The 15578-nt window shown below is 28.9% G+C and carries 13 protein-coding genes and 1 riboswitch; of the genes, 10 read left to right on the plus strand and 3 right to left on the minus strand.

The genetic code is table 11. The features are described from left to right. The first annotated feature begins 405 nt into the window (after positions 1-405). Positions 406-529: riboswitch (TPP riboswitch) on the plus strand. Positions 530-683: 154 nt separating this feature from the next. The 3 genes from KQ44_RS00525 to KQ44_RS00535 all read left to right on the plus strand — a co-directional run bounded on the left by KQ44_RS00525 (position 684) and on the right by KQ44_RS00535 (position 3532). Continuing rightward, the gene (locus tag KQ44_RS00525) at positions 684-2291 is read left to right on the plus strand and encodes a peptide ABC transporter substrate-binding protein (RefSeq protein WP_096735784.1); all 1608 of its coding nucleotides are present in this window, start codon (positions 684-686) and stop codon (positions 2289-2291) included. 83 nt (positions 2292-2374) lie between these two features. Beyond that, a complete protein-coding gene (locus tag KQ44_RS00530) occupies positions 2375-3037 on the plus strand; it encodes a TenA family protein (RefSeq protein WP_096735785.1) in 663 nt (220 codons plus the stop codon). Between the two features lie 84 nt (positions 3038-3121). Further along, entirely contained in the window at positions 3122-3532 is a 411-nt protein-coding gene (locus tag KQ44_RS00535) for a rhodanese-like domain-containing protein (RefSeq protein WP_096735786.1), read from the plus strand. Between the two features lie 137 nt (positions 3533-3669). Here KQ44_RS00535 and purH read toward each other — a convergent pair whose 3' ends face one another. Next, on the minus strand, positions 3670-5199 hold the full coding sequence (gene purH / locus KQ44_RS00540) for a bifunctional phosphoribosylaminoimidazolecarboxamide formyltransferase/IMP cyclohydrolase (protein ID WP_096735787.1): 1530 nt from the start codon (positions 5197-5199) through the stop codon (positions 3670-3672). Between the two features lie 373 nt (positions 5200-5572). Here purH and KQ44_RS00545 point away from each other — a divergent pair, with 373 nt between their 5' ends. The 5 genes from KQ44_RS00545 to KQ44_RS00565 all read left to right on the plus strand — a co-directional run bounded on the left by KQ44_RS00545 (position 5573) and on the right by KQ44_RS00565 (position 11844). Beyond that, positions 5573-6679, plus strand: a complete 1107-nt coding sequence (locus KQ44_RS00545) for a hypothetical protein (protein WP_096735788.1) — start codon at positions 5573-5575, stop codon at positions 6677-6679. 54 nt (positions 6680-6733) lie between these two features. Further along, the gene (locus tag KQ44_RS00550) at positions 6734-7612 is read left to right on the plus strand and encodes a DUF4261 domain-containing protein (RefSeq protein ID WP_096735789.1); all 879 of its coding nucleotides are present in this window, start codon (positions 6734-6736) and stop codon (positions 7610-7612) included. Between the two features lie 263 nt (positions 7613-7875). Continuing rightward, complete coding sequence (locus tag KQ44_RS00555; RefSeq protein WP_096735790.1) at positions 7876-8367, plus strand: NAD(P)H-dependent oxidoreductase subunit E; 492 nt, start codon at positions 7876-7878, stop codon at positions 8365-8367. Between the two features lie 11 nt (positions 8368-8378). Continuing rightward, a complete protein-coding gene (locus KQ44_RS00560) occupies positions 8379-10067 on the plus strand; it encodes a NuoF family protein (protein WP_096735791.1) in 1689 nt (562 codons plus the stop codon). Between the two features lie 28 nt (positions 10068-10095). Then, positions 10096-11844, plus strand: a complete 1749-nt coding sequence (locus KQ44_RS00565) for an NADH-dependent [FeFe] hydrogenase, group A6 (RefSeq protein ID WP_096735792.1) — start codon at positions 10096-10098, stop codon at positions 11842-11844. 474 nt (positions 11845-12318) lie between these two features. On the opposite strand, the gene KQ44_RS00570 is transcribed toward KQ44_RS00565, so the two are convergent. After that, positions 12319-12954: a class I SAM-dependent methyltransferase gene (locus tag KQ44_RS00570; RefSeq protein ID WP_096735793.1), complete on the minus strand. Its 636-nt coding sequence runs from the start codon at positions 12952-12954 to the stop codon at positions 12319-12321. Between the two features lie 29 nt (positions 12955-12983). Continuing rightward, positions 12984-14009, minus strand: coding sequence for an aldose epimerase family protein (locus tag KQ44_RS00575; RefSeq protein ID WP_096735794.1), 1026 nt, complete (start codon positions 14007-14009; stop codon positions 12984-12986). Between the two features lie 178 nt (positions 14010-14187). Between KQ44_RS00575 and KQ44_RS00580 the strand changes: the two genes are divergently transcribed. Together KQ44_RS00580 and arsB are read left to right on the plus strand one after the other, a co-directional pair. Next, positions 14188-14511: a metalloregulator ArsR/SmtB family transcription factor gene (locus tag KQ44_RS00580; RefSeq protein WP_096735795.1), complete on the plus strand. Its 324-nt coding sequence runs from the start codon at positions 14188-14190 to the stop codon at positions 14509-14511. A gap of 18 nt (positions 14512-14529) precedes the next feature. Continuing rightward, the gene (arsB, locus tag KQ44_RS00585) at positions 14530-15573 is read left to right on the plus strand and encodes an ACR3 family arsenite efflux transporter (protein WP_096735796.1); all 1044 of its coding nucleotides are present in this window, start codon (positions 14530-14532) and stop codon (positions 15571-15573) included. The last annotated feature ends 5 nt before the right edge of the window (positions 15574-15578 follow it).

A 15578-nucleotide genomic window follows, 5' to 3' on the forward strand; every position in this document is an offset into this window, starting at 1 on the left:
TAAAAATAGTACTAATAAAGTTAAAAAGAAAAAATTATTAATAAAGTAATAGAAATTAACAAGAAATATAAATTTTATAAAAAGAGTTTATAGTCCAGCTACGAAGAGACATATTGGTAGATAGTAATTGCTACAGTGCTGTAGTTGAAATACACATAACTATAACCAAAAAATAATTTTATGTATTTTGTCATTAAGAATTAACTTTAGAAAAAGCTAATTAAAAATTAAGAAAATATAATAATTTCTTGGAACTATAAACTCATACACTCTGCTTTAAATTATAGCACTCCTGTGTCATTATTCAAGAAATTAAGTAATACTTAAATATAATATCTCTGACTCCTATGCAAAATAAAAAATCAAAATGTCTTGATAAAAAACTAAAAATACTATATCATTTTTAGTATAAAACTGGGGAGCTTGAAAAGGCTGAGAGGAAGTTTATTTTATTATAAAAAATAAAATATCTTCGACCCTTATAACCTGTTTGGGTAATGCCAGCGTAGGGAATTATCTCTTTTATTACTTTTCAAATATTATAAATATAATAAAATGAGACCTTTTCTAAAGTTGGTCTTGTTTTATTAAAAAATATCAAGCAAGACTAAAAATTTCAATAAAACAAAACAAACGGCGTTATAAAAATCTCTATTTTTATTTATAATCTAAAGGAGCTTTTTATGACTTCAAAACAAAGATTTATCGTTATATTATTTTTATTTATATCGTTCATATCTTGTAAAAAACAAACAAAAAATATCAAAGATGAAATCACTGTAAATTTGGGCTATGAACTCAATACTATAGACCCAGCCTTAAATGATGAAACTTACGGATATATTTATATTAATCATGCCTTTGAGGGACTTCTTAATAAAGATATAAACGGCAATATTGTAGGAGGTGTTGCTGAAAGTTTCGATATAAGCGATGATAAACTAATATACACATTCCATTTAAGAGATAATGCTAAATGGAGCGATGGTAAAAAAGTTAAAGCTGATGATTTTGTATATTCTTATAGAAGAGCAGCAGACCCAAAAACAGCTTCCCCGTTAAGTTATTTAATGGAATATATAAAAAATGCCAAAGACATAATAAGAGGCAAACAAAGTGTAGAAAACCTAGGAGTTAAAGCAATAGATGAAAATATATTAGTGATAGAACTTGAAGAGCCTACGATATATTTTACGGATTTACTTGCATCAGGAGGCGTATATATGCCTGTAAGAAAAGATATAATAGAAAAATACGGAGATGATTGGACTTGGAATCCTAATACCTATATAGGAAATGGTGCTTATAAAATGACAGAAAGAAAACCAGATGAGATTCTAGTTTTTGAAATTAATACTAATTATTGGAATTATACAAATCAAATTGCTAAAAAAATAAATTTTGTTTTGATAGCCGATGAATATATTTCACTTAATGCTGTAAGAACAGGTGATATCGATTTTTCTATAAATGCTCCGCCTATTGGAGAGATAGAAAATCTTATAAAAGAAAATATAATGGCAGTAAGTGATATTATAGGAACTTATTATATAGACTTAAATACTAGAGATAAAACACTATCTGATAAAAGAGTAAGAAAAGCATTATCATTAGCAATAGACAGAAACTATATAGTATCAAATATAGGATACGGAAAATTAATTGCAGCAGAGGCTTTCGTACCTCCTGCAGTAAAAGGACTTGAAAAATCATTCAGAGAAGAAAGCAGTAATTATATAATAGCAAATAATTATAATAAAAATGTTGAAGAGGCAAGAAAATTATTAGCTGAGGCAGGATACCCAAACGGAGAAAATTTTCCTATTTTAGAGTTAAAAGTATCATCAGGTTTTTATACTACAGTTATGGAAGCAGTTCAGCAAATGTGGAAAGAAGCACTTAATATAGAGGTAGCTGTAAGAACAGAAGAATCAAAAATAACTTTGCCTTTTAGAGAATCTGGAAATTATCAAATGGCAAGAACAAGCTGGACAGGAGATTATAATGATCCTCTTACTATGCTTCAGATTATGACAAGCGATAGCGATATAAATTACGGAGGCTTTTCTAATGAAAGATACGATTCTTTAATAGATTTTGCTATTACTGCCACAAATGCTAAAGAGAGAATGGATACATTAAAAGAAGCAGAATCTATACTTTTTGAAGAAGTCCCTATTATACCTTTTATATATAGAACTGACTTTTTGGTAGTTAACCCAAAATTAAAAAATTATATTGATGAGCCTTTGGGCAGATATAAGTTTAACTATGCATATATAGAAGAATAGCATAATAAGAAAATAATACTTAATAAAATAAAAACATAAAAATCTAATAATTAATAGTCAAATAAAATAAAAAGGAGAATAAAATGAAATTTTCAGAAATGGTATGGAAAAAAAATGAGGAGCTATATAAAAAAATAATTGATATGCCATTTAACAAAGAGCTTATGGAAGGCACTTTAAATAAAGAAAAATTTGCCTATTATATAGAACAAGACAGCCTGTATTTAAAATACTATTCTAAAGTATTGGCAACAATATCTTCAAAAATAAATAATAATGCAGATTATGCTTTTTTCTTTTTAAAATCATCTATGAATGCCTATATAGTAGAAGAAGAAATCGTACATAAATATTTTAGAGATACTTTTCAATTAAAAAATACAAATAAAATTACAACTGCCAATTTAGGTTATACAAGTTTTTTAATTAATACAGCTCATACTGAGGCTTTTGAGGCTTCTGCTGCTTCTATACTTCCATGCTTTTGGATATATAATGAAATAGGAAAATATATAAAAGAAAATGCAAAAATTGAAAATAATCCATACAAAAACTGGATTGATGCTTATGCTGATGAAGAGTTTTCAAAATCAACAGAAAATATGATTAAAATTATTGATGATTTATATAATAATGCTTCTGATTATGTTAAAGAAAAAATGATAATTGCTTTTGATATAGCCTTTGTTTGGGAGTATAGATTTTGGAATGACGCTTATAATTTAGATGATTTTTATAATGTGTGAAATTTATTTAAATAAATTAAATTAACTAATTGAAATTTACTTCCCTGTATGATATAATTAACTTATACATACAGGGGGTATATAATGAATAATACTTTAACTTTAATAATAGGATTAATAATAACATTTATAGTATTAAGCTTTGTGAGAAAAATTATATTTAATATAATGAGCAAGGGTAAGTTTAAAAATATCAGTATAAATGAAGCAGCATCATTATACAAAAATAACAAAAACATAGGTCTAATAGATGTAAGAAGCTACGCAGAGGTACAGCAAAGCGGATATATAAAAAACAGTGTAAATATACCATTAGACGACAGCAAATTTAATGAAAAAATGTCTAAACTTGATAAAAATAAAGAATATATAGTATACTGTGCAAGCGGCAGCCGCTCAGGTATGGCTTCTATGCGTATGTATAAATTGGGTTTTACCAATATTAATAATCTTAGAGGGGCTGGATATTTTCAGCTTTCATCAGTTTTAAAATAATTAAAAACAAAATATGATAAAAAAATAATACATCTTTATTTTTATAATAAATTCCTATGATATAAAGAAGTGAAGCTAATTAAAAAAATTAACTTCACTTTTATTTTTTTATAATCAAATTAACATTATAAAATTAATTAATGTTTAAAATGTCTTATTCCAGTAAATACCATAGCAATACCATGTTCATTGCATGCTTCTATTGATTCTTTATCTCTAATAGATCCGCCCGGCTGAATTATAGCCTTAATATTGTATTTAGCACAAGCATCAATAACGTCTCTGAATGGGAAAAATGCATCAGATGCCATTACAACTCCATCTCCTGCACGTTCTAAAGCATCTTCGCAAGCCCATATTCTGTTAGTCTGTCCGCTTCCTATACCTTTAGCCATGAAGTCTTTTATTACCACTATAGCATTTGATTTAGCATATTTTACAACCTTCATTCCGAATATTAAATTTTTCATCTCTTCTTCAGTAGGTTTTTTCTCAGTTACAACTTTATAATCTTCTACTAAAACACTATCCTCATCTTGAATAAGTAGTCCTCCGTCCACTTTTACAAGATTAATTTTATCGCTTGTATTAGTTTTATATTTTATAACTCTCAAATTATTTTTTGTTTTTAATACTTCCAAAGCCTCTTTAGTAAAGTCTTTAGCAATAACAATTTCTAAAAATATTTTAACAAGCTCTTTCGCTGTTTCCTCATCTACTGTACTATTAAAGGCAACTATTCCTCCGAATATAGAAGTAGGATCGCAATTATAAGTTCTAGTATAAGCCTCAAGTACATTACTACCCAAAGCAGCACCGCAAGGCGTAGAGTGTTTTATTGCAGAACAAGCATATTCATTTTTAGCCTCATCAAATTCAAGAACTATTTTTAAAGCTATATCCATATCTCTAATATTATTAAATGAAAGCTCTTTTCCGTTTAACTGTTCAAAATCTTTCATAGAGCCATTATCTGTAGTAGATACATAATAGCTTGCCCCCTGATGAGGATTTTCTCCGTATCTTAATTTCTCCTTTAAGGCATAAGACATATTTAGATAATTAAGTTTTTTATCTTCCTTATTTTCCAATGAATTAAACATAAACTCAGACACTGCAGCATCATAAGCAGAAGTTAAATTAAATACTTTAGAAGCTAAATATTTTTTTGTTTCAAAACTAACTTCCCCTTTTTCCATCTCATTTTTAACTAAATCATAATCTTTAACATCGCTTATAACAACAACATCTTTAAAAGATTTAGCAGCAGAACGAAGCATTGTAGGTCCGCCTATATCTATAAACTCTATTTTTTCCTCAAACTTCAAACTGTCATCTTGTACCTTTTCAAAGAAAGGATAAAGATTAACTATCACCATATCAATAGGAGTTATTCCTCTCTCTTTAATAGTTTGCATATGAGTAGGATTATCTCTTATAGCGAGTATTGCCCCATGTATTTTAGGGTCTAAAGTTTTTACTCTTCCGTCAAGCATTTCTTTAGCACCAGTAACTTCAGCAACCTCTATAACATTTATACCATTCTCTTTTAAATATTTATAAGTTCCCCCTGTGGAAACTATTTCCACATTTTTTGAAGCTAAAAACTTAGCGAACTCTAATATTCCGTCTTTATAAAATACGGATATCAATGCTCTTTTAATCATTGCAGCAACTCCTAATAATAGTTTTTTAATAATTTTTATTATTTTGAAAAATAAAAATAATAATACATTATAATACAAAATGCGTTATTGTAAAGAGTAATTTTTTTTAATGTACATTAAATTTATAATTAGTTTTATTCATGATTGTTCAATTAAACATAATTCAGGCACAATAATTTTTTATTATAAATTAATTTAATTGTATTATCTAAATAATTTATACAACATGTAAAACATCAATTTATAATAAAAAAATAAATTAAAAATTTTTTTTATAGTAGAACCTAAGTAAGATTAAGTTATCATAATTGTATTTTTATGTTAACTATGATATAATTATTCCTTATTATTTATGAAAAATTAGAGGCAGCTTATGAAACGTTTTATTTATTTTGGTATTATATCTTTTATGATGATATTTTTTAATATATACGCAGAAACAACTGTAGATTTCAGATTATTTACAAGTTCATATGCATATAATGCTGAAAACACCTTATGGCAGGATACAAGAACAACATTAACTTATTTTGAAAATTTCACAGAAGGAGCTTTTGATATAAAGTTTAATGATTTTATTAGCTTAAGAGTAGGAGCTTCAATATTTTTTCCATTTACATTTGAATTTCCTCAGGGTATAAGAGTTTTTCCAATAGTTACTACCCAGTTATCTAATGAATATATTTCTCTTAGAATAGGAACTATGACAGGCGGACATAACCTTCCTGCACCTATAAGAGATCCTTTAATGGATATGACGCCAGTAGTGCGTTCTACACCAGATAATACATTAATAGCAAAAGGACCAGAAGAGTATAAATATAATGAACCTTTTACACATGGTTATTATGAATATGGAGCCTCTTTTGAATGGTTTAAAGGCGGTAAAGGTGAAATATATATGAATTGGCAAATACAGCATAATGCCAAACATAGAGAAAGATTTGATGTAGGACTTACTTATGCTATGGATTTTGCTCATGATATAGCAACTCCTTATATAGGTATACATTATTGGCATAATGGAGGACATGAATATGCGTTTGTTCCCGGAAGTCCTGCTATTACTGAAAACTATGTAGGAGCTATAGGTATTAACAGTTATTATGTATCTGTACTTTATATGGCTTCTTATAATTTAGCTGACAGAGATAATGAGCCAGGGGTATTTGGGCATGGGCTTTTTTTAAGAGGAACAATACCTGTAAAAACTTGGTTTGAAATAGAACCTATAATATTTGTTTCAGGCTGGTATATAAATAAAAATCATAAGTTTATAAGTGTAGAAGGAGATCCTTTTTATAGAGTTCCTTTCTATTTTGGTCTTAATATAAGAAAAGATTTTGTATTTGATAATGGTATAGTTTTGGGACTTGGTTTTGTTAATGGACTATTCCTTAATGAAAAAAATGAAATAGGAATAAGATATGACCAAACACTTAAATTTGACTTCACCTATCTTGTACCAGTAAAAAAATAATAAATTGCTTTTATTAAAAAATATAGTAATATATTAATAGGAGTTATTGCATATATGAAAGATAAAAAAGAAGTTAATCCTAATACTAGTCATAAAAGCATAAACCATGATGAAGCTAGTTTTTCGCATGTGTATTTTTATAAACTTTTATTTGAGGATAAACCTAGCCTTCCTAATATAGAATTTGTAAAACAAAAAATAAGAAAATATTATGAAGACATTGATGTTGTATCATCTGATAATGGTATTTATAGTATATCAATAAATGATTTGAAAGTAAAATATAAAGATGATAAAGAAGTTCCAGCACAAATATTGATGCCTAGTGCTTTTGAATTTGATTATACTTCAATAAGCGACTATTATTATAGTCAGATGTGGGATATAAAAGAGCCTCAAGAATTAATAAAAAACTGCAATTACGAAATAATGCTTAGTGATTTTTTGGCGGCTGGTCTTGATTATAAAGAGAGAACATCACTTTTAAATAATTGGCTTTATGCCTCATTACAGCTTTTTGATAAATGCATAGCTGTATATAATGAACAAAGCGGAAAACTTCTTTTACCCAAACAAATACTCAATAATAACTATCCTAAAGAATTTAGATTTTTACTTTCAGGTGTTAATATAAGGCTTTTTAATGTACAAAACTCTAATGATATTATAATTGATACTTTAGGGATGTACGCTATAGGGCTCCCAGACATACAGTATCATTTCCATGATTTAAATGTAAATGAAGTTATATCTCATGCTTTAAATATAGCAGCCTATATATTTGATAAAGGCGATATTATAAAAAGCGGCGATACCATACAAAGCATATTTGAAAACGTACAATGGAAATGCCAATATGAAAAATCTTTGCTTAAACCTCATAGAGAAATTTTGGATATCAATACTTTGGAATATGCCTCTGGAAAAAGATAATTTTCTATACTAAATACTTATTAGTACAATATTATCAATTAACACATTATTATTTAATATTATTACAATTATAAAAACCACAAAAGCATAGTATTTAATATAAAATAGTCAATAAATCATACTAAAAACGTCATTAATATACTAAAAAAACGAAAAAAATATTCTATAGGAAATAATTTTATTGAATTTGAAATTATTTTTTCCTATACTATTTAAGTATAGTTTTAAATTACATTTATATTGTATAATGGAGGTATAATATAATGAGTGAAGATGTATCTTTGTTGACCGAAGAAACCATTGCTGATGAAATAAAGGTGTTAGTTGAAAAATGGAAAGATGCTGAAGGTAATCTTATAATGATTTGTCATGGCATTCAAAAACATTACGGCTATGTTCCTAGAAATGTTGCTAAATATGTATCTGAACAAATAAATATTCCGCTAGCGAGAATCTATGAAATTCTTACATTTTATAACTACTTTACAATGGAACCGCCTGCTGAAAATAATATAGCAGTATGTATGGGTACAGCATGCTATTTAAAAGGAGGCGGACAATTAGTAGAAGAAATCAAAAGAAAATTAAATCTTAAAGGCGATCAAAAATACTCAGCTGATAGAAAATACAAATTAGAAGAAGTTAGATGTATAGGCTGCTGCGGTTTGGCTCCAGTTATTACATTTAATGGAGATGTATCTGGAAGAGTAGTTGTTGATGATATATCAAAGTTTATAGAAGATAAAAAAGATTAATGGAGAAAAAAATGACAGAAAAATTAGATAGAAAAAAACTAGAAGAACATAGAATTAACAAGGCTAAAGAAATAGCTTTAAGAAAAGGTACAGAATCATCTGAATCTCATAAATATCATATACTTGTATGCGGAGGTACTGCATGCGAGTCCAATAAAAGCGATGAAATAGTAAGACTATTAAAAGAGTATGCAGAAAAAAATGGTATAGAAAATGATGTATTAGTTGTAAAAACAGGATGCTTTGGTTTCTGCAGTCAGGGACCTGTTGTAAAAATAATGCCTGGCAGAGTTTTTTATACACATGTAGAGCCTTCACATGCAAAAGATATTATAGAAAAACATATAATGAAAGGAGAGCTCCTCTTAAGAATACTTTATAAAGAACAAAGAGAACATAGAGATTTTTCAAAAGAGATTAACTTCTATCAAAAACAAAGGAGAATAGTATTAAAAAACTGCGGTATGATAGACCCAGAAAATATAGATGAATATATAGGCAATGACGGTTATAAAGCATTATCTAAAGCATTATTTGAAATGACTCCTGATGAAGTTCTAAATGAAATGCAGATTTCAGGACTTAGAGGACGCGGAGGAGCTGGATTTCCAACTTGGAAGAAATGGAGCTTTACTAAAGGTGTAGAAGCAGAGCAGAAATATATAGTATGCAATGCCGATGAAGGAGACCCAGGTGCTTATATGGACAGGAGTATACTTGAAGGAGACCCTCATTCTGTAATAGAAGCTATGACTATAGCAGGATATACCGTAGGAGCAAGCAAAGGATATCTATATATAAGGGCAGAATACGGGCTTGCTGTAGATAGAGTAAAAATAGCATTAGAACAGGCTTATAATTACGGATTATTAGGACAAAATATACTAGGAAGCAATTTCTCATTTGATTTGGATATAAGACTAGGAGCAGGAGCTTTTGTATGCGGAGAAGAAACAGCACTTCTTGCCTCTATAGAAGGAAACAGGGGAACTCCAAGACCAAGACCTCCTTTCCCTGCTATAAAAGGTTTGTTTGAATATCCTACAGTAATTAATAATGTAGAAACATTTGCTAATGTTACAGCTATAATAAATAACGGTGGAAACTGGTTTGCATCTATTGGTACAGAAAACTCTAAAGGAACTAAAGTATTTGCTTTAACAGGCAACGTTAATGTGTCTGGGCTCGTAGAGGTTCCTATGGGTACTACTATCAGAGAGATAGTATTTGATATAGGAGGCGGAATACCTAATGACAAATTTGTTAAAGGGGTACAGACTGGAGGACCTTCTGGAGGAATACTCCCAGAATCATTATTCGGAACTCATATAGATTTTGATAATTTAGTAGAATTAGGTTCTATGATGGGTTCAGGCGGTATGATTGTAATTGATGAAGACAGCAATATGGTTGATTTTGCAAAATTCTATCTTGGTTTCTGTGTTGATGAAAGCTGCGGAAAATGCGTGCCTTGCCGAGTAGGAGGAATGCAGATGCTTAAAATATTAGAAAAGTTCACTAAAAAAAGAGCAAAAGAAGATGATATACAAAAATTAAAAGATATTGCTTTAACTATGAGAAAAGCTTCACTATGTGCATTAGGTTCTACTGCAGCTAATCCTGTAATGTCTACACTTAAGCATTTTGAAGATGAGTACAGAGCTGGCATATTTACTCCACCTGTTCCTAAAAAGAATTAATGAGAGTAAATTGAAGGAGTATAAAATTATGGTTAAAATAAAAATAAACGGAAAACAAATAGAGGTAGAAGAAGGTCTTACTATATTAAAGGCTGCTAAAAAATTGGGAATAAAAATTCCATCATTATGCTATCACCCTGATATACCACCTACTTCAGCATGCGGAATATGTGTTGTAAAATTGGCAAATCAGGGAAATAAATATGTAAGATCATGTTCTATGATTGTAGAAGAAGGAATGGATATTATCACACATGATGCAGAAATTAATACTGTAAGAAAAGGCGTACTTGAATTAGTATTATCTGCCCACCCTAATGATTGTCTAAACTGCATAAGAAACGGTGAATGCGAACTTCAAACTGCAGCTGCTGACTTTGGGGTTAGAAACTCCAAATACGATAATATAAAACAAAATCACCCTAGAGATGAATCTGCTGGAAGTATTGTACTTAATCCAGAAAAATGTATTAAATGCGGAAGATGCGTTGTAGTTTGTCAGGAAATGCAGAGAGTTCATGCTTTGGGTTTTGTTAATAGAGGATTTGATACTTATTTTGCTCCTAGTGCTGTTTCATTAAAAGATTCGCCTTGTGTAGACTGCGGACAATGTGCTGCTCACTGCCCTGTAGCTGCAATATATGAAAAAGACCAAACTAAAGAAGTTGAAGCTGCTATTGATGATCCTAATACTTATGTTACAGTTCAAATGGCTCCTTCTGTAAGGGTTGCCTTAGGAGAATATTTCGGGCTTAAGGCTGGTGAAAATATTACTGGAAAAATATATGCTGCTATGCGTTTGATGGGATTTAATGCTATATTCGATACTAATTTCGGGGCTGATATGACTATTATGGAAGAAGCTCATGAATTTGTTAAAAGGTTTACAGAAAGTAACGGAACATCTGCTATGACTACATCATGCTGTCCTGCTTGGGTAAAATATGCAGAAGAATATTATCCAGACTTACTTGAGAATGTTTCAAGTGCAAAATCGCCTCATATGATGTTAGCACCTATGACAAAAACATATTATTCTGAAAAAGCAAATGTGGACCCATTTACTATTTTTAATGTATCTATAATGCCTTGTACTGCTAAGAAAAATGAAATAAGAAAAAATGAAACTATGTATTCAAGCGGATACAAAGATGTTGATGTTGTACTTACTACTAGAGAGTTTGCAAGAATGATAAAACATTATGGTATAGATGTAGCTGGAATAGAACCTGAAGAAGCCGACAGTATATTAGGGGAATACTCTGGAGCTGGTACCATATTTGGTGCCACTGGAGGAGTTATGGAGGCCGCTTTAAGAACTGCTTATAATATTATATCTGGAACTAATCTTGATAATGTTGATTTTGAAGAGGTTAGAGGTCTTGAAGGTGTTAAAAGAGCTACTGTTAAAGTGCTTGATAAAGATGTAAAAATAGCTGTTGTTAATGGACTTCATAATGTTGATCCTGTAATGCAGGAGATGAGAGAAGCAAAACAAAAAGGGAAAAATCCTCCTTATAACTTTATAGAAGTTATGGCTTGTCAGGGAGGCTGTGTAGGCGGTGGCGGTCAGCCTTATGGAACTACAAATCAAACTAGAACAGATAGAGCTAAGGGATTATACAATGAAGATAAAAATACTGTAAAACATAGATGCTCTCATGAAAATGAAAATCTTAAAAAACTTTATGATGATTTTCTTGGAAAACCTCTTGGAGAGAGAGCTCATCATTTCTTGCATACAGAATATAAAGCTGATGAAAAATATACAAAATAATATCTAAAGATTATAAACAAAAAAGCACTATGATTAAGAAAGAAATATTATCATAGTGCTTTTTTTATTAGCCATGTTGCCATTTTGTGTATAGTGATATTATTATATAATAATTTAAAATTAGTATTTATAATTTTAATAATTTTGGCTTTGCCATTACAAAATAGACAGAGTGACCTCTCTGCATACTAAGTACCTCTCAAGTTATTTTGTACGCGACCAAATGAAGTACCATTAGGATAGTACAAAAAATCTATATTTTATACCTGAACAAATATAGTTTGCCGAAAAATAAAATTATATTTTCTCTTTAATATCTTGGATTTATTCCACACTTATTTTGTGACGCTGTCCGCCTGCAATGGAAAGAAGTACTGTTAAGTATGATCTGCTGCAGGCTTTGCCAAAAGTTGAATAAAAAATTATAAACTTAACAATTCCCAATTTATTTAAACCATAAAAATACAGTTCTTTTCAAAGCATATCTATAAACACAGAAAAATCATTTGATAAATACTCATCAGATATTTTTATCTTGCATTTTAAATCCAAATCTTTTACTATATCACATACCATATTAAATACTTCATCTTTTTTATAGTAATAATATTTATCTCCATATTTTTCTTTGCAAGAAATGTCAAGTAGATTAAAACATACTCCTTTTCTAGCAGCAATCAAAAAATTCGTTAAAGCATTTTTCAAAAACTCTTCATTGTTCCCAAGATTAAGATTAAATATCCCAGAAGAATATATATAATCAAAATCATCCTCAATATCAGAAGTCTTAAAAAAATCAATAGTCATAAACTGAGGATTAATATTTTTAAAAACTTTCTTTTTTGCCCTTTCAATCATCTCTGGCATTATATCTATACCAATATAATATGTATCAATATTTTTTCTATCTATATACTCAGCCAAATGCCCAAGTCCGCAACCTACATCAAGCAAAACAGAGCCTTTTATATTAAAATGCTCAAGTAAAGTTTTAAATCTAGCCTCCTGTGCATCTTGTGATTCCCAGTCCAAAACCTGATATTCTGGTATATTAAAATCTTTTACCCTTTCAATGTAATGTTCTATTATAATTGATTTTTTATCGTTCATAAATAATCCCGAAAATATTTTTATATTTTTTATTTTAATAATAATTTATATATAGTTTTATGATTATAATTTTTATTAGAATCAAATATTATGCTAGGAAAATGAGGAAAGTTCATAGCAGCAGGTAAAAACTCTGTCTCAAAACAAAAAGCATTATGCCTATTTAAAACAGTATTTCTCACCTCTCTGTTATCAAGCATATTTCCAGAATAAAAATGCATAGCAGGCTTTGTTGTATAAAGTTCTAAACATATTCCCGTTTTTTCACTATAGCATGAAGCTCTTAATTTATTAAAATTGTTACTTTCATTTGTATAGGATAATATATTTTTTTCATTAAAAATAAAACAATTATCATAACCATTTGCTTTTTCTATATCAGCACCTATTTTTTTTATTTTAGTAAAATCAAAAGGAGTATTTTCTGTTTTTAATATTTCCCCGCTTGATACGCATTCATCAGTTACTGGAAGGTAAAACAAAGAATCTATAAATAAATCATGTTCATATATAGTACCTTCTCCGTTAAGATTCCAATATGCATGATTAGTTAAGTTCAAAGGCGTAGGAGCATCAGCATTTGCCAAATAATTTATTAATATTTCATTATTATCTGTTAAAGTATATATTATTTCAATATTAACATTGGCAGGATATCCTTCTTCACCATTCTTTGAAAAATATGTAAATGATACAGAATTACTACCCAATACTTTAGAATCAAATTTCTTAAATGAAATACCTTCTATACCGCCATGCAGATGATGTTTATTATTATCATTTTTTGCTAATTTATATATTTGCCCATCAAGAGTAAACTCTGCATTTATAGTTCTATTAGCCACCCTTCCAACAGAAGCCCCTATATAATCATGAGGCTTTAAATAAAATGAATAATCATCACTTCCAAATGATACCTGTACTTCATTTCCATTCTTATCCTTAAAAAATACCCCAGTTATAGAAGCACCTATATCTGTTAGTTTTAATATCATATCATTTTTATTTTTTAATTCATACAAAAGGTAACCATTTCCAAAATTCTTAGCCTGCATATTATAAGCTCCGTATTTTATATAGTAATACTAAATTATATCATTATATATCATTTTTTCAATAAAATAATAAAAAATAAAGAAAACACATTGACAATTATCGATATGTTTGTTATACTATATATCGATATATTTCGATATATAGATAAAAAATGAAAAAAGAATAACAGGAGATTAAATGCAGGATTATAAGAGTAATTCAATAGTATTCAAAGCCCTATGCGATGAGAATAGATTAAAAATATTAGAAATGATTAAAGATGGTGAAATATGTGCATGCAAACTTTTGGAAGAATTGCATATAGTACAGTCTACATTATCACATCATATGAAAATACTTTGCGATTCAAATATAGTAGTAGGAAGAAAAGAAGGTAAATGGACTTATTATAGTTTTAATGAAGAAGGAATTAAAAATGCAGAAAAGTTATTAAGTTACTATACAACTATAGTATCAGATAAAAATGCTGAAGGTACAGCAAAATGTAAATGCGAAAAATAAATTTTTAAGGATAAAATAATGGATAGTGAAAAAAAAGAAAATATAAGTTTTTTTCAGAAATATTTAACATTGTGGGTATTTATATGTATGATTATAGGTGTGTTAATATCAAAATTTTTGCCCATAATACCAAACACATTAAATAAATTTGAATATGCAAATGTTTCTATACCAATAGCAGTATTAATATGGCTTATGATATACCCTATGATGATGAGTGTAGATTTTCAAAGCATAAAAAACGTTACTAAAAATCCAAATGGTATTTTTTTAACTTGGGTTGTAAATTGGCTTATAAAACCTTTTACTATGTTTTTTATATCATCTTTATTTTTCTATACTATATTAAATAATATAATACCTAAAGATTTAGCAAAAGAATATTTGACAGGTGCTGTACTTTTAGGAGCTGCTCCTTGTACAGCAATGGTATTTGTATGGAGTGCTTTAACAAAAGGAAATCCATCGTATACTGTTGTTCAGGTAGCAACTAATGATTTAATAATACTCATAGCATTTGTTCCTATAGTAAAATTTTTACTAGGCATATCAAATGTTACAGTACCTTGGGATACATTATTTTTATCTGTGGTATTATTTGTACTCATACCGTTAATAGCAGGCATTGCCACAAGGGTTTATGTATGCACTAAAAAGGGAACAGACTATTTTAATAATATTTTTGTACATAAATTTGATAATATAACAGTAATAGGATTATTATTAACATTAATATTATTATTCAGCTTTCAGGGAAACATTATATTATCAAATCCTTTTCATATAATTTTAATAGCAATACCTTTGATATTACAAACTTTTTTAATATTTTTCATAGCTTATATTGCAGCTTATTTATTAAAACTTCCGCATAATATAGCATCTCCTGCTGCTATGATAGGGGCTTCCAACTTCTTCGAGCTTGCCGTTGCTGTTGCTGTATCATTATTTGGAGTTAATTCTGGAGCTGCTCTTGCTACTATTGTAGGGGTTTTGGTAGAAGTACCTGTAATGCTTACACTTGTAAAAATAGCAAATGCAACAAAAAATAAATTTAAATAAATATG

The organism is Brachyspira sp. G79, from assembly GCF_002379365.1.
GTDB lineage: Bacteria > Spirochaetota > Brachyspiria > Brachyspirales > Brachyspiraceae > Brachyspira.